This window comes from Achromobacter sp., from assembly GCF_032102605.1.
Taxonomy (GTDB): Bacteria; Pseudomonadota; Gammaproteobacteria; order Burkholderiales; family Burkholderiaceae_B; genus Achromobacter.
Genome location: NZ_DAMDGT010000012.1, coordinates 101474 through 117559, shown reverse-complemented (window position 1 = coordinate 117559; position 16086 = coordinate 101474). Strand labels below are relative to the sequence as shown.

Genomic DNA, 16086 nt, shown 5'->3' with positions numbered 1-16086 from the left:
CCAGCCGTAAACCCTGGACCGGCCTGTGGCTGAAAAGCTGCACAGCGGCCCGTTGATGGACCGATGTGAGGTTGCGGAGACGGCGATCGCCGGGGGCTATCGCGCTGACGGGCGGCGTTTGGAAGCGCCCGCCGCGCCTGCGCGGTGCGCCTTACCAGGACACGATCTTGCCCGGATTCAGGATGTTGTTCGGGTCGAAGGCATGCTTGAGGCTGCGCATCAGATCCAGCGCGTCCTCGCCGTGCTCTTCCGCCATGAACTGCATCTTGTGCAGGCCCACGCCGTGTTCGCCCGTGCACGTGCCGTCGGCAGCGATGGCCCGGCGCACGAGGTTGTGGTTGATGGCTTCCGATTCCTGCCATTCCTGGGCGCTGTCGGCGTCCAGCAGCATGAGCACGTGGAAGTTGCCGTCGCCGACGTGGCCGACGATCGTGTACGGGAAGCTTGCGCGGTCCAGCTCCTCGACGGTGTCGCGCACGCAATCGGCCAGACGCGAAATCGGCACGCAGACGTCGGTGGTGCTGGCGCGGCAGCCGGGCCGCAACTGCAGGCCTGCGAAATAGGCATTATGGCGAGCGGTCCAGAGCCGGCTACGGTCTTCGGGGCGTTCGGCCCATTCGAAATCCATGCCGCCGTGCTCGGCCGTGATGGCCTGGACGGTTTCCGCCTGCTCCTGCACGCCTGCGGGACTGCCGTGGAATTCGAACACCAGCAGCGGAGTTTCGCGCAGGGTGAGCTTGCTGTGCAGGTTCACGGCGCGCACGCTGGCCGCGTCCATGAATTCGACCCGAGCGATGGGCACACCCATCTGGATGATTTCGATCACGCTCTGGACCGCTGCATCCAGCGTCGGAAAGTTGCAGACGGCGGCCGACACGGCCTCGGGCTGCGGATAGAGCCGCACGGTCACTTCCGTGATGATGCCCAACGTGCCTTCGCTGCCCACGAAAATACGAGTCAGATCGTAGCCGGCGGACGATTTACGTGCGCGGCCCGCGGTGCGGATGATCCGCCCGTCTGCCGTGACGACCGTCAGCGACATGACGTTTTCACGCATCGTGCCGTAGCGCACGGCGTTGGTGCCCGAGGCGCGGGTAGCGGCCATGCCGCCCAGGCTGGCGTCCGCGCCGGGGTCGATCGGAAAGAACAGGCCAGTGCTGCGGATTTCTTCGTTGAGCTGCTTGCGCAGCACGCCCGCCTGCACCGTGGCGGTCAGGTCTTCGGCATTGATGGCCAAGACCTTGTTCATCTGGGACAGGTCCAGGCTGATGCCGCCCTGGATCGCGAGGATGTGGCCTTCCAGTGAAGAGCCCGCTCCGTAGGGAATCAGCGGCACGCGATGCTCGTTGCACACCTTGGCGACGTAGGCGACGTCCTCGGTCGACTGCGCGAACACGACGGCGTCGGGCAACATGGCGGGATAAGGGGATTCATCGCGGCCGTGGTGCTCGCGAACGGCGGCGGATTCCGACAGGCGGTCGCCAAAGTGGGCGCGCAAGGCATCCAGACAGGCGGCCGGCACCGCGCGGCGCAACGTTTCGGCGTGCAAGGGAGCGTTCATGATCAGCGGGTCTCGGGGTCGATAATCCGAATATTCTACGCCGCTGCGCATGCTGCGCCGCAACCGTCCCAGGTTGACGGTCAACGGCGCCCCCCACATTTATTTGCCGGAAGTCAGCGCGACCCGGCGGCGCTCGCGCACGGCTTGCGCCAGGCGCTCAAGCACGGCCACCGACGCGTCCCAGTCGATGCAGCCGTCAGTGATGCTCTGGCCATACACCAGCGGCTGGCCGGGGACCATATCCTGGCGACCGCCCAACAGGTGGCTCTCAACCATGACGCCGACCAACCGAGCGTCGCCCGCTTCCATCTGGCGCGCCACGTCTTCGACAACCAGCGGCTGGTTCTCAGGCTTTTTGCTGCTGTTGGCGTGGCTGGCGTCGACCATGATGCGCTGGGCCAGCCCAGCCTTGGACACATCCTGGCAGGCAGCGTCGACGCTGGCGGCGTCGTAGTTGGGCGTCTTGCCGCCGCGCAGAATCACATGGCAGTCCTCGTTGCCGGCGGTGGAAACGATGGCGGAATGCCCGCCCTTGGTCACCGACAGGAAATGATGGGGCTGCGACGCCGCCTTGATCGCGTCCACGGCGATTTTCACGTTGCCGTCCGTGCCGTTCTTGAATCCCACCGGACACGACAGTCCCGAGGCCAGTTCACGATGCACCTGGCTTTCGGTAGTGCGCGCGCCGATCGCCCCCCAGGAGACCAGGTCCGCAATGTACTGCGGCGTAATCATGTCCAGGAACTCGCACCCCGCCGGCAGTCCCATGCTGTTGATGTCGAGCAGCAATTCCCGGGCGACGCGCACGCCCTTGTTGATGTCGAAGCTGCCGTCCAGATCCGGATCGTTGATCAGGCCTTTCCAGCCCACCGTGGTGCGCGGCTTTTCGAAGTACACGCGCATGACGATTTCCAGGTCGGCGCTGAGCCGGTCGCGCACGGGCTTCAAGCGCTTGGCGTATTCGATGGCGGCACGCGTGTCATGGATGGAACAAGGCCCGATCACGACGATCATGCGATCGTCCATGCCGTGCAGGATGCGATGCATGCCCTGGCGGGAGGCGAATACGGTTTCGGACGCCTCCTTGGTGCATGCGAATTCGCGCATCACGTGCGACGGCGGATTCAGTTCCTTGATTTCTCGAATGCGAAGGTCATCGGTATTGTGCGACACGGTACTGCTCCTGGGTTGCCCGCCACGGCGGCACAAAAAAAGCCGCCAGTTTTGCTGGCGGCTTTTTTGGGGGATTCTTTCCAAACTTCAGATTGAGCGCGTCCCTTCCTCCGCCAGCGGCTTCAGAAAACCAAAAAAATAAAAATAAAAGGCGGGGGATGCGAATTTCATGGGGATTGACTCTAGCACAATTTTTTTAGGGCGTCACGCCAGTTTTATGCCGACGTGCGCCCTTCTTTGTGGCGTCAGGCCGTGCCGCCGACCGTCAGGCCTTCCATGCGAACGGTCGGCATGCCCACCCCGACCGGCACGCTCTGGCCATCCTTGCCGCAGGTGCCCACGCCGGAATCGAGCTGCAGGTCGTTTCCGATCATGGTGACGCGGTTCATCGCGTCGGGGCCGTTGCCGATCAGGGTGGCGCCCTTGACCGGGTAGGTCACCTTGCCGTCCTCGATCATGTAGGCCTCGGACGCGGAGAACACGAACTTGCCGCTGGTGATGTCGACCTGCCCGCCGCCGAAGTTGACGGCGTAGAGGCCGCGCTTGACGGAGGACACGATTTCCTCGGCAGGCTTGTCGCCGGCCAGCATGTAGGTGTTGGTCATGCGCGGCATGGGCAAGTGCGCGAAGGATTCGCGGCGGCCGTTCCCCGTGGCGGCGGTCTTCATCAGGCGGGCGTTCAGGGTGTCCTGCATATAGCCGCGCAGGATGCCGTCTTCGATCAGCACATTGCGTTGCGTCGCATTGCCTTCGTCGTCGATGTTGAGCGAACCACGACGGTCGGGAATGGTGCCGTCGTCGACCACGGTGACGCCCTTGGAGGCCACGCGCTCGCCGATCCGGCCCGAAAACACGCTGGACCCCTTGCGGTTGAAGTCGCCTTCCAGCCCGTGGCCGACGGCCTCGTGCAGCAGGATGCCGGGCCAACCCGAGCCCAGAACGACAGTCATTTCGCCAGCCGGAGCGGGACGCGCTTCGAGGTTGACCATGGCCTCATGCACCGCGCGCTCGACGTAGCCTTGCAGCATTTCGTCGGTGAAATACGCCAGCCCCAACCGGCCTCCGCCGCCGGCATGGCCCATCTCGCGACGGCCGTTGCGTTCAGCGATGACGGTGAGCGACAGGCGCACCAGCGGCCGCACGTCCGCGGCCAGGCGGCCATCGCTGCCGGCCACCAGCACGACGTCGTACTCGGCACCCAGTCCGGCCATGACCTGAATCACGTGCGGATCGCGCGCACGCGCCATGCGTTCGATGCGCTCGAGCAGCGCCACTTTTTCTGGCGCGCTGAGGGTGGCGACGGGATCGATATCCGCATACAGGCTGCGCCCGATCTCGGCTTCGACGTGGGCGGCGACCTTGACCTTGCCGGCGCCGCGCCGGGCAATGCCGCGCACGGCATGCGCCGAAGACAGCAGCGCTTCGGGCGACAAGGAATCCGAATAGGCGAAGGCGGTCTTTTCGCCGCTGACGGCTCGCACGCCCACGCCCTGGCCGATGGAGAAACTGCCCGTCTTGACGATCCCTTCTTCGAGGCTCCAGCCTTCACTGCGCGTGTACTGGAAGTACAGGTCGGCGTAATCGACCTTGTGGGTGAAGATTTCACCCAGCGCCCGCGCCATGTCCGCCTCCGTCAGCCCCCAGGGGTCGAGCAGGAGGGATTTGGCGGTGGCTAGGGATGCAATGGCGGGATCGATGATTTTCATAGGCTCTGTTCAGGGACGGCAGCTGGGCCGCGCACGCGCGCGAAGTGGCTCAAGCCCGTATCGTAACGCCGACACGGCTCCGGCGTCCCGACTGCAAGGAAGTCGCGGCAAGGCGCGCCCATCGGCGGGCGACAAAATGGTCACGGATTATCTTCGGCTAATAGATGGGGACGGAATATTGCATATCAAGTTAACTATTCGACGCAGGCAGCAAACCGGGGGTTGAAATCAGGCGCTTGTCATACAACCTGACACCAAAATGAAATCTTGGCGGCGGACCACAACTAATCAAAGGCTCCATATCATTCCCGGAAGATGAGAAAGCCAAAATGCATGGACATTTATGACACCGAAGAGTTGCATGGTGGCTCATCACACGACTCGCCCGGCAATTGCCGGGAACGGCGAAGAACACAGCTGCTTGCCCTTTCGGCGTTTGAGTTCGGACTTGCCGCCCCCGCGCTCTCGGGAAACCGCCGGCAGACCGCGTAAGGACAGAGCTGCACGTCCTTGTTCGCCCAAGCAAGCGCTTGTATCAAGTTGTCCCAAATCTGGGATTAATCTTCCCAAGATTTGCACGAATGGACGAATCGCTGTCGCCACCCGGAGGGACGCTTTTGATACAAAGTAATTAGTCCGAAAATCGGAAATGCCGGGCTTAATTTCTGTATTATGCGAAGCACAACAAATAAACATAACTTCGCCGGCGATTAAAGCAGTTCCATAATCAGGAATAAACCATGGCCCGAGAAACCTACGCAGCTCTGCAAGCAAAGATCGAAAAGGAAATCAACAAGCTCCAAAAGAAGGCTGAAGTCCTCCAAACGAAGCGTCGCAAGCCGGTGATCACCTCGATCATCAACTCCATGCGCGAATACGACATCACGCCCGAGGAAATCATCGCGGCTTTCGGCGCAGGCAAGCCCGCGCGCGCCTCCGGCCCGCGCCGCAAGGCTGGCGCCCCCGCTCGCGCCGCCACCGCTTCCAAGCGCGCCGTGGCTCCGAAGTACCGCCACCCCCAAACCGGTGAAACCTGGAGCGGCCGCGGCAAGGCTCCTCGCTGGCTCGCCGCCGAAGAGGCTTCCGGCGCCACCCGCGAGAGTTTTCTCATCAAGGAATAAAAGCTATTCCTCAGTAAGAAATAAAGCGGCGCACCACCATGGTGCGCCGCTTTTATTTTGGAAATGCAACAACGCGGGCTTGGCCCGCCTTACTGCACCGGGAATTGAATCTCACGTTCAGCGCCATTATTTCCCGGGAAATTGTCGAATATCGCCCGCACCAGATAGGGCATGGTGCGAATGAAATCATCACGCTCACTCAATATGAAGGCGGTGGAACGGTATACCTCGGCGCCCCCTTGCTGGGTATCGCGGATGAAGAGTGTCAGCGAATTGCGCTGGACCACCATCGGCACATCCACCCAGCCCGGGCCCCAGTAGCCCGGGCCCCAGTAACCCGCGCCCATACCCCAGGGCCCCGGCCCATAGTACCCACCGTAGCCACCATAGAAATATGGATCATAGGAACGGCGCACCATCACCTGGGTCTGCGAAGTGCCATAGCGGAAGGACACATCGAAACGGCCCCTGGCGCCCGGCTGGGCCTCGACAAGCCCTGTTGCGCCGATGCCCGCGCGCACCATGTCCTGGAAGGATTGGTATTCCAGATTATTGAGCTGCGACGAATCCGCCGGCACGAACTGGTAGGTTTGGCCTTCCACGGCCGCCGGCCACTGCTGAAACGACGTTACCCTGGCCGACACGGTCGGCGCTGCACATCCTGTTAACGCCAGCGCGCCGAGCACGGCCAATATGCCTGTCCATCGGGCTACATTGCCGAACAAAAATCTTGCGGACATTTGCGACTCCTCTTGCGCGACGGCGCCCATCTTACCGAGGTTTGACATACGCGCTTGCCAAAAGTTTAAGGCTAGCCCGAATGCCCCAGCGTGCGCTCTGCGGCCAGCCACTACAATAGGGTCCTCGTTCATATCGGACTGCAATCCCATGCGCACTGAAACGCCCGTTACCGTCTACCGCAAGGATTACCAGCCCTACCCCTACGAAATTCCCGAAGTCGCGCTGGCCTTCGATCTCGCGCCGGATGCGACCGAAGTCCGCTGCACCATGCAGGTGCAGCGCAAGTCCGAAGCCAACGCCGACGCCGCCCTGGTCCTGGACGGAGAAGAGCTGGAACTCGTCTCGGTAGGTGTGGATGGCGTGGCCCTGCCCGCTGATCGCTACCAACTGTCCGAACACAGCCTCATCCTGCACGGCCTGCCCCCCGCCGCCACGGTCGAGATCGTCAGCCGCTGCAAGCCGTCCGCCAATTCCACGCTGATGGGCCTGTATGTATCGGGCGGCAATTTCTTCACGCAGTGCGAGGCCGAGGGGTTTCGTCGGATCACCTGGTTTGCCGACCGGCCCGACGTCATGTCGCGCTACCGCGTCACGCTGCGCGCACGGCCGGACTATCCGGTGCTGCTGTCCAACGGCAACCTGATCGCCTCGCGACAGCTTCCGGATGGCCGCAACGAAGTCGAATGGGAAGACCCCTTCCCCAAGCCGTGCTACCTGTTCGCACTGGTGGCTGGCAATCTGACGCACCGGGAAACCACGGTGAAGACGGCCAGCGGACGCGACGTGCTCCTGCAGGTCTATAGCGACCCCGGCTCCGAAACCAAGACCGAATGGGCGCTGGATTCGCTGGTGCGCGCACTGCGCTGGGACGAAAACCGCTTCGGCCTGGAACTGGATCTGGACCGCTTCATGATCGTCGCCGTCCATGACTTCAATATGGGAGCCATGGAGAACAAAGGCCTGAATATCTTCAACGCCGCGTACGTCCTGGCCGACGCCGACACCGCTACCGACGCCAACTATGAAGGCATCGAGTCCGTCATTGGGCATGAGTACTTCCACAACTGGACGGGTAACCGAGTCACATGCCGCGACTGGTTCCAGTTGAGCCTGAAGGAAGGGCTGACCGTATTCCGCGACCAGGAATTCAGCGCCGACATGATGGCGGACGACATGGACGCCACAGCCGCGGCCAGCGCCCGCGCCGTCAAGCGCATCGACGACGTGGTCGCCTTGCGCGCCGCGCAGTTCCCCGAAGACGCCGGCCCGATGGCGCATCCCATCCGCCCGGAAAGCTACCAGGAGATCGGCAACTTCTACACGGCCACCGTGTACGAGAAAGGCGCCGAGGTCATCCGCATGCAGCACACCCTGCTGGGCGAAGAAGGATTCCGCGCCGGCATGGACGAATACTTTCGCCGCCATGACGGCCAGGCCGTGACGTGCGACGACTTCGTCGACGCCATGGAGTCGGTATACGTGCGCAAGCACCCGGGACGCGACTTTTCCGTGTTCCGCCGCTGGTATCGCCAGGCAGGCACGCCTCGCGTCACCGTCAAACTCGACCACGACGCCGCCGCCCGCCGCTGCACCATTACGCTTACGCAGGCGAGCCCGTCCGTGGGCGTGGAAAAAAAGGCCGGCCCTGACTACGTCAAGTCGCCCTATCACATCCCCTTTGCGATCGGCCTGCTGGACCGCGACGGGCGCGCCCTGCCGCTGCGCCACGAAGGCGCGGTTGCAGACACCGCACTGTTGGAACTGACTACGCAAAGCCAGCAGTGGGTGTTCGACGATATCGCGGACCGTCCCGTGCCCTCTCTGCTGCGCGACTTCTCGGCTCCCGTCATCGTGGATTACGACTGGTCGGACGAGGAACTGGCGCTGCTGTCGGCGCACGACAGCAACCCGTTCGCACGCTGGGAGGCAGGGCAGGAACTGGCCACGCGGCAGATCCTTGCTCTGGCCGAGGCCCGCCAGTCCGGCCGCACCCTGCACGCCGACGCCGCCTTCGTCGAAGCATGGCGTGCGTTGCTCACCGATCCGGCGCTGGACGCCGCCTATCGCGCGCGCGCGCTGGCCCTGCCTTCGGAAAAGACTTTGGCCGAACGCATGCAGCAAGTCGACCCGCCCGCCCTTGCCGTGGCCCGCGACTTCCTGCGCGCCGAACTGGGCCGGCAGCTGGAAGCCGAGTTGCGACTAGTCTTCGACGACAACCAGACGCCCGGCGAATACAGCCCCGCGCCTGTCCCGGCAGGCAAGCGGGCGCTGAAGAACCTTGCGCTCAGCCATCTCATGGCGGCGGGCGAACAGGAAGCCCAGCGCCTGGCCGAACGGCAATACGCCACGGCCGGCAACATGACCGACAGCATCGCCGCCCTGTCCGCCCTGGTCAATTTCGGACAAGGCGCTTATCCGCAGGATGCGCTGGCCGGCTTCTACGAAAAATGGAGCAGCAACCCGCTGGTGGTGGACAAGTGGTTCGGCCTGCAGGCCGCCGCCCGCTCGACCACGGTGCAGACTGCGCGCGAGCTCATGGCGCATCCGGCCTTCACGTTGCGCAATCCCAATCGCGCGCGCGCGCTGATCTTTCAGTTCTGCCTGAACAACGCGCGGGGCATGCATCACCCCGACGGTTCTGGCTACGCGTTCTGGGCCGAACAGGTCCTGGCCCTGGACGCGCTCAATCCGGAAATCGCCGCGCGCCTGGCGCGCGCGCTGGACAACTGGTCGCGCTTCGTGCCCTCGCTCCGCGCGCCCATGCAGGCAGCCCTGCAGAAGGTGCGCCAGCACGAAGGCTTGTCGCGCAACGTACAGGAAATCGTATCCAAGGCTTTGGAATTCGCAGCATAGGAGACCCTTTTGAAACGTAAGACACTCACTCAATATCTGGTGGAGCAACAGCGCTCCACCCAAGCCCTTGCCCCGGAAGTGCGGCTGCTCATCGAAGTGGTGGCACGCGCCTGCAAGGCCATCAGCCATGCCGTCAGCAAGGGCGCGCTCGGCGGCGTCCTGGGCAGCCTGGAAAGCGAAAACGTCCAGGGCGAAGTCCAGAAGAAACTGGATGTGCTGTCCAACGAAATCCTGCTCGAAGCCAACGAATGGGGCGGCCACCTTGCGGCCATGGCCTCGGAAGAGATGGAAACCATCCATCTGATCCCGAACCGCTACCCCAAAGGCGAATACCTGCTGCTGTTCGATCCCCTGGACGGTTCGTCCAACATCGACGTGAACGTCTCGATCGGCACGATCTTTTCCGTGCTGCATGCGCCCCATAACGTTTCGGGCGCGCCTGTTTGCGAAGCCGATTTCCTGCAGCCGGGCAACAAGCAGGTGGTGGCCGGTTATGCCGTCTACGGCCCGCAGACGATGCTGGTCCTGACCATCGGCAATGGCGTGGTGGGCTTCACGCTGGATCGCGAGATGGGCTCGTGGGTGCTTACCCACGACAACATCCGCGTGCCGGAGGACACCAAGGAATTCGCCATCAACATGTCGAACATGCGTCACTGGGCCCCGCCGGTCAAACGCTACATCGACGACTGCCTGGCCGGTTCGACCGGTCCGCTGGGCAAGGACTTCAATATGCGGTGGATCGCGTCCATGGTGGCGGACGTGCATCGCATTCTTACCCGCGGCGGCATTTTCATGTATCCCTGGGATGCGCGTGAGCCCGGCAAGGCCGGCAAGCTGCGCCTGATGTACGAAGCCAATCCCATGAGCTTCCTGATCGAGCAAGCCGGCGGCGCCGCCATCAACGGCGAACAACGCATCATGGACATCCAGCCTGAAAAGCTGCACCAGCGCGTCAGCGTGATTCTGGGTTCCAGGAACGAAGTGGAACGCGTGGGCCGCTATCACGCGGAAGACGCGGGCAAGTAAGGCGCCCGCGCACACTGCGCGTCAATGCAAAAGCCCCGGCATGACAGCCGGGGCTTTTTTTGGTTCAGGCGGCCAAGTTAGTTTACTTGACCTCTTCGATCGACTTCACGTCGTCCTTGTTGACCTGAACCTTCTTGCCGTTTTGTTCGTATTCGTACATGCCCGACTTCTTGTCGTATTCGGGCTCATCGGGCGCTACGGTCGAAGAGCCGTCGCGTTGGTTGATAACCGAGGGGGACGAGCATCCGGCCAGTACTCCAAAGCCGGTCATCACCAGGGCCAACGTCATGGTCTTCAGCTTCATGGTCGTGTTCTCCGAGTGTGAATGGGTGATTTCACTCTATCGGAATCCGCCCCCAAAATCGTGTCGGCTTGTCGGCAAAATGCATAAGAACGTAAAACTACCCCGGCCCCAATAATGAAAAACCCCTCGCAGGAGGCACCAGCGAGGGGTTGCAACCGTACACAAGCGGCAAGCGTGGTTTACACCTTGGCGTTTGCCTCGATGAAACGGCGTACGGACGCTTCGTTGCAGTCCATGATTTCCACGCGTTGCGGCAAGGATTCGAGGTCGGCCAGGTTGCCCGGCGGCGTGGCCGGACGCCCAAGCGCCTCCTCGATGGTTTCGGAGAATTTGGCGGGCAACGCCGTTTCCAGCACCAGCATGGGCACGCCGGGCTCGACGAATTCGCGCGCGACCTTCACCCCATCGGCAGTATGCGGGTCGACCAACACGCCGGTGGCGTCGTACAGCGAGCGAATCGTCGCGAGGCGGTCTGCATGCGTGCTGGCGCCGGACACGAAGCCGTAACGCGATTCGAAATGCGCCATCAGGTCGGACAGGTCGAACGACCCATCGCGGGCAAGCGCCGTCCACAGTTCCTTCACGCGCGCGGTATCGCGCCCCACCAGGTCGAAGACGAAGCGTTCAAAGTTGGACGCGCGCGAAATGTCCATCGACGGGCTGGAGGTTGCGTAGGTCTGTTCGGCCGGACGCGGACGGTAGACGCCAGTACGGAAAAATTCTTCCAGCACGTTGTTCTCGTTCGTGGCCAGGACCAGGCGGCGGATGGGCAAGCCCATGCTGCGCGCGATATGGCCCGACAGGATGTTGCCGAAGTTGCCCGAAGGAACGGCGAACGACACCTGCTGACCCGGCTTTTCGGTGGCCCGCAGCCAGCCGTGGAAGTAATACACCACCTGGGCCGCGATGCGCGCCCAATTGATGGAGTTCACTGCGCCCAGACGGTAGCGGGTCTTGAAGTCCAAGTCGCCGGCCAAGGCCTTGACGATGTCCTGGGCTTCGTCGAACACGCCGCGCACGGCGATGTTGTGGATGTTTTCGTCCTGCAGCGAATACATCTGCGCGCGCTGGAACGCGCTCATGCGGCCGTGGGGCGACAACATGAACACCGCCACCCCCTTCTTGCCGCGCAAGGCGTATTCCGCCGCCGAGCCCGTGTCGCCTGACGTGGCGCCCACGATGTTCAGCGTCGTGTCCCGCTTGGCGAGCACGTATTCGAACACCTGGCCAAGGAATTGCATCGCCATGTCCTTGAAGGCCAGCGTCGGCCCCTCGGACAGGCCCAGCAACGACAGACCGCCATCCAACGGACGCAGCGGGACGATGTCCTCGCTGTTGAACGTCTGGGGCGTGTAGGCCGCGCGGGTCAGGCGGCGCAGATCGTCCGCGGGGATGTCCGTCGCGAACAGCGACAGCACTTCGAAGGCCAGGTCGGCATACGGCAGGCCACGCCAGGATTCCAGCGTTTCACCGGACACCTGCGGCAGCGTTTCCGGTACCGCCAGGCCGCCGTCCGGCGCCAGGCCTTCCAGCAGGATGTCGGAGAATTCCAGCGCGGCCATGCCGCCGCGGGTAGAGATGTATTTCATGCTGATTGCTCCATGCTGAGCCCAACGTTCCCGATCCGGGCTCGGGCGGAGCCGGCTGTGCCGGTCCGCGCGCGGCGCTTGCCGCAGGGGCAAGCGCCGGACCCGCTTCGGGAATGGGTCTTCATGTCAGGTGTTCCACACGCAGACGCGTGACCTTGGATCGCACGAAAGGCAATGCCTCGATGCGTTCGATAGCCTCGTTGACGTTGCCTTCCACGGCCTCGTGCGTCAGGAAAATGATATCGGCGCCGCCGATGTGCGAGGGCTGCTGGATCATCGATCCGATGGAGATGGAACGGTCGGCCAGCAGGCGGGCAATGTCCGCCAGCACGCCGGGCTGGTCGTCGACGCGCAAGCGCAGGTAATACGACGTGCTGACCTGCTCGATCGGGAGGATCGGCGTGTCCGACATCGCGTCCGGCTGGAACGCCAGGTGCGGCACCCGGTTGCCCGGATCCGCCGTGTGCAGGCGCGTCACGTCCACCAGGTCGGCCACGACGGCCGAAGCGGTGGGTTCTTCGCCCGCGCCTTGGCCGTAGTAGAGCGTCGGGCCGACGGCGTCGCCCTTGACCAGCACCGCGTTCATCGCGCCTTCGACGTTCGCCAGCAGGCGCTCGGAAGGAACCAGCGCCGGATGCACGCGCAGTTCGATGCCGTCGGGGCGGCGCTTGGTGATGCCAAGCAGCTTGATGCGATAGCCCAGGCGCTCGGCGTGCTCGATGTCTTCGGCGGCAAGCTGCGAAATGCCTTCGATGTGGGCGCGGTCGAATTGCACGGGCACGCCGAAAGCCAGCGACGCCAGCAAGGTCAGCTTGTGCGCGGCGTCCACGCCTTCCACGTCGAACGTCGGATCGGCTTCGGCGTAGCCCAGGCGCTGCGCTTCAGCCAGCACGTCGGCGAACGGGAGGCCGCGCGAACGCATTTCGGACAGGATGAAGTTCGTGGTGCCGTTGATGATGCCGGCCACCCACTGGATGCGGTTGGCGGTGAGGCCTTCGCGAATCGCCTTGATGATGGGGATGCCGCCCGCGACGGCAGCTTCGAAGTTCACCATCACGCCACGCTCGGAGGCGGCGGCGAAGATTTCGTTGCCGTGCTTGGCCAGCAAGGCCTTGTTGGCAGTGACCACATGCTTGCCGTTGGCGATGGCTTCCAGCACCAGCTCGCGGGCCAGCGTGTCGCCGCCGATCAGTTCGACGACGATGTCGATTTCAGGATCGCGCACCAGCGCGCGCACATCGGTGTCGACCAGGATGGAATCGCCCACACGCGCACGCGCCTTGGCGACGTCGCGCACGGCGGCGCGGGTCACTTCGATGCGACGGCCGGCGCGGCGTGCGATTTCCTCGGCGTTGCGTGACAGCACGGTCCACGTGCCGCCGCCAACCACACCAAGACCAAGCAGGCCCACCTTCATGGGTTTCATCGCGCCGCCCTCTGCGGGCGGGCGTTGAGGGGAATTCATTTCAGTTCTCCATAATGCTGTGCAAGAAGCAGATGCCCCCCTATCGGGATGCCGCGGATCCGGCTCCGCCGGTCCCCAGGCATGCCCCCTTAAAGGGGGCCCGCCAGAGGGGGAAGCGCGCAGCGCTGCGGGGGTGGGCCCCATTCACTTCAGCAAGCCGTCCTTGCGGAACATATCTTTGATGCCGCGCACCGCCTGGCGGGTGCGCTGCTCGTTTTCGATCAGGGCGAAACGTACGTATTCGTCGCCGTACTCGCCGAAGCCGATCCCGGGGGACACGGCCACCTTCGCGTCCGACAGGACACGCTTGGCAAATTCCAAAGAGCCCATCGCCCTGTAGGGTTCGGGGATCTGCGCCCATATGTACATGGACGCCTTGGGAATCTCCACATTCCAACCTGCTTCATGCAAGCCGCGCACGAGCACGTCGCGGCGGCTCTGGTACTGCGCCACGATCTCGTTCACGCAGTCCTGCGGGCCGTCCAGGGCGGCGATGGAAGCCACCTGGATCGGCGTGAACGTGCCGTAATCGTGATAGCTCTTGATGCGCGCGAGCGCATTGACGAGATCGCGGTTGCCGACCATGTAGCCAATGCGCCAGCCCGCCATGTTGTAGCTTTTGCTCATCGTGAAGAACTCGACGGCGACATCGCGCGCGCCGGGCACCTGCATGATGGACGGCGCCACGTAGCCGTCGAACGTGATGTCGGCGTAGGCCAGGTCGTGCACGACGAGAATGTCGTGTTCCTTGGCCAGCGCCACCACGCGTTCAAAGAACGACAGGTCCACGCACTGCGCGGTCGGGTTGCTGGGAAAGCCCAGCACCATCATCTTGGGCTTCGGGATGGATTCGCGCACGGCGCGTTCCAGTTCCTCGAAGAAATCCACCCCCGGCGTCATGCGCACCGAGCGGATGTTGGCGCCGGCGATGACGGCGCCGTAGATGTGGATCGGGTAGCTGGGGTTGGGCACCAGCACGGTGTCGCCGCGGTCCAGCGTGGCCAGCATCAGGTGCGCAAGCCCTTCCTTGGAGCCGATCGTGACGATGGCCTCGGAATCGGGATCGAATTCGACCGCGTAGCGGCGCTGGTACCAGTCACAGATCGCCTTGCGCAGACGCGGAATGCCCTTGGAAACCGAATAGCCATGCGTCGTGGGACGCGTGGTGGCCTCGACCATCTTGTCGACGATGTGCTTCGGCGTCGCGCCATCCGGATTGCCCATCGACATGTCGATGATGTCTTCGCCGCGCCGACGCGCCGCCATCTTGAGCTCGCCGGTAATGTTGAAAACGTACGGCGGCAAACGCTCAATGCGAGAGAACTTCCTCATGATGGGAATCCTTAGAGGCGAAAAAGCAAAAATACCAGGGCGCGGTCGCGCGAAGGGGAAATGGACTCAAAGCCGCGCCAGCGCACGTTTGCAGCGCAGCAAAACCCTGTAATCTAGCGCAACGCCGCCTGGGCGGCAAATGAGGCGAAAAAAGCCCCTTTTCCCTCGTGGATACGTTGCAACATGCGGTGTGTCCGATGCGCTATTATCAAGCACGTAAAGCCGGAGTTTTTATTGAAGCTGCATACCGATCCTGCGACGGCCGCTCTTAATACTGTCACCGCCTACGGCGATGGCTATATCGAGGTCAACCAGGTACGTTTTTCCTCCTCGGTCGCATTTGGCCCCGAAGGCGAAGTTACCCTCTGGCCCGTTGAGTCGCCGGCCGACATCACCCCCTCCCTCTTGCTCCAGGCAGCCGGATTGTCCGAGCCCGCCCGCGATCCCATGGACTTCCTGGACGCGCCGGAAGCCGCACCCAGTCGACCAGCCAACGCGCCGGAAGTCCTGCTGGTGGGCACCGGCGGCCGCCAACAGTTCCTGCGCCCCGAAATATTGCGTCCCCTTTTGGCGGCGGGTATCGGCGTGGAGATCATGGACACGCACGCCGCCTCGCGCACCTACAACATCCTGATGGCGGAGGGCCGGCGCGTGGTCGTCGCCCTCATCCCTCCCAATGGAGCATCCAGTCAATGACGCCGAGCATAGGCAAACCCGCCCCGCTGTTCACCGCCGAAAGCACGATAGGCCCGATCAGCCTGGAACAGTGCCAAGGGCGGGCGGTGATCCTGTACTTCTATCCCAAGGACAACACGCCTGGCTGCACCACCGAAAGCCAGGATTTCCGCGATCTGCACGCCGACTTCCTGTCGGCCAGTGCCATCGTGATCGGCATCTCGCGCGACTCGTTGAAGTCGCACGAGAATTTCAAAGCCAAGTACGAGCTTCCCTTCCCTCTCATCTCCGACGCCGACGAAACCGTCTGCAATATGTTCGGCGTCATCAAGCAAAAGAACATGTATGGAAAGCAGGTGCGCGGCATCGAACGCAGCACCTTCTTGATCGATGCCTACGGCGTGCTGGTGCAGGAGTGGCGCGGGGTGAAGGTCCCGGGCCACGCCAAGGAAGTCCTGCAAGCCGCCAAGAGCATCGGTTAGCCGCACAGGAAACCCGTCAGGCGCTATTGCCGGCCCAAACAGGAGAGTGACGCAT

At 63.2% G+C, this 16086-nt stretch carries 13 protein-coding genes; 5 read left to right on the top strand and 8 right to left on the bottom strand.

Annotated features, from left to right (window positions below):
• Positions 1-151: 151 nt before the first annotated feature.
• The 3 genes from RT614_RS23005 to tldD form a co-directional block, all read right to left on the bottom strand.
• The gene (locus RT614_RS23005) at positions 152-1561 is read right to left on the bottom strand and encodes an FAD-binding oxidoreductase (protein WP_313624478.1); all 1410 of its coding nucleotides are present in this window, start codon (positions 1559-1561) and stop codon (positions 152-154) included.
• A gap of 99 nt (positions 1562-1660) precedes the next feature.
• On the bottom strand, positions 1661-2734 hold the full coding sequence (gene aroG, locus RT614_RS23000; RefSeq protein ID WP_313624477.1) for a 3-deoxy-7-phosphoheptulonate synthase AroG: 1074 nt from the start codon (positions 2732-2734) through the stop codon (positions 1661-1663).
• 245 nt (positions 2735-2979) lie between these two features.
• On the bottom strand, positions 2980-4440 hold the full coding sequence (gene tldD, locus RT614_RS22995; protein ID WP_313624476.1) for a metalloprotease TldD: 1461 nt from the start codon (positions 4438-4440) through the stop codon (positions 2980-2982).
• Between the two features lie 740 nt (positions 4441-5180).
• Between tldD and RT614_RS22990 the strand changes: the two genes are divergently transcribed.
• Positions 5181-5561 (top strand): H-NS histone family protein, encoded by a 381-nt coding sequence (locus tag RT614_RS22990; protein WP_313624475.1) that lies wholly within the window; start codon positions 5181-5183, stop codon positions 5559-5561.
• Between the two features lie 89 nt (positions 5562-5650).
• On the opposite strand, the gene RT614_RS22985 is transcribed toward RT614_RS22990, so the two are convergent.
• Complete coding sequence (locus tag RT614_RS22985) at positions 5651-6301, bottom strand: DUF4136 domain-containing protein (RefSeq protein WP_313624474.1); 651 nt, start codon at positions 6299-6301, stop codon at positions 5651-5653.
• Between the two features lie 148 nt (positions 6302-6449).
• On the opposite strand from RT614_RS22985, the gene pepN reads away from it, so the two are divergent.
• Complete coding sequence (pepN, locus tag RT614_RS22980; RefSeq protein WP_313624473.1) at positions 6450-9155, top strand: aminopeptidase N; 2706 nt, start codon at positions 6450-6452, stop codon at positions 9153-9155.
• Positions 9156-9164: 9 nt separating this feature from the next.
• Complete coding sequence (locus RT614_RS22975; RefSeq protein ID WP_313624472.1) at positions 9165-10184, top strand: class 1 fructose-bisphosphatase; 1020 nt, start codon at positions 9165-9167, stop codon at positions 10182-10184.
• Between the two features lie 82 nt (positions 10185-10266).
• Here RT614_RS22975 and RT614_RS22970 read toward each other — a convergent pair whose 3' ends face one another.
• The 4 genes from RT614_RS22970 to alaC form a co-directional block, all read right to left on the bottom strand.
• Entirely contained in the window at positions 10267-10488 is a 222-nt protein-coding gene (locus RT614_RS22970; RefSeq protein WP_313624471.1) for a YgdI/YgdR family lipoprotein, read from the bottom strand.
• A 179-nt stretch (positions 10489-10667) separates the two neighbouring features.
• Entirely contained in the window at positions 10668-12077 is a 1410-nt protein-coding gene (gene thrC, locus RT614_RS22965; RefSeq protein WP_313624470.1) for a threonine synthase, read from the bottom strand.
• Positions 12078-12198: 121 nt separating this feature from the next.
• Positions 12199-13503, bottom strand: coding sequence for a homoserine dehydrogenase (locus tag RT614_RS22960; protein WP_313624498.1), 1305 nt, complete (start codon positions 13501-13503; stop codon positions 12199-12201).
• Positions 13504-13686: 183 nt separating this feature from the next.
• On the bottom strand, positions 13687-14874 hold the full coding sequence (alaC, locus tag RT614_RS22955; RefSeq protein ID WP_313624469.1) for an alanine transaminase: 1188 nt from the start codon (positions 14872-14874) through the stop codon (positions 13687-13689).
• 234 nt (positions 14875-15108) lie between these two features.
• Between alaC and RT614_RS22950 the strand changes: the two genes are divergently transcribed.
• Both RT614_RS22950 and RT614_RS22945 read left to right on the top strand, forming a co-directional pair.
• Positions 15109-15570 (top strand): Mth938-like domain-containing protein, encoded by a 462-nt coding sequence (locus RT614_RS22950; protein WP_313624468.1) that lies wholly within the window; start codon positions 15109-15111, stop codon positions 15568-15570.
• Complete coding sequence (locus RT614_RS22945) at positions 15567-16031, top strand: peroxiredoxin (protein ID WP_313624467.1); 465 nt, start codon at positions 15567-15569, stop codon at positions 16029-16031. Before RT614_RS22950 ends, RT614_RS22945 begins: the two co-directional genes overlap by 4 nt.
• Positions 16032-16086: the final 55 nt, after the last annotated feature.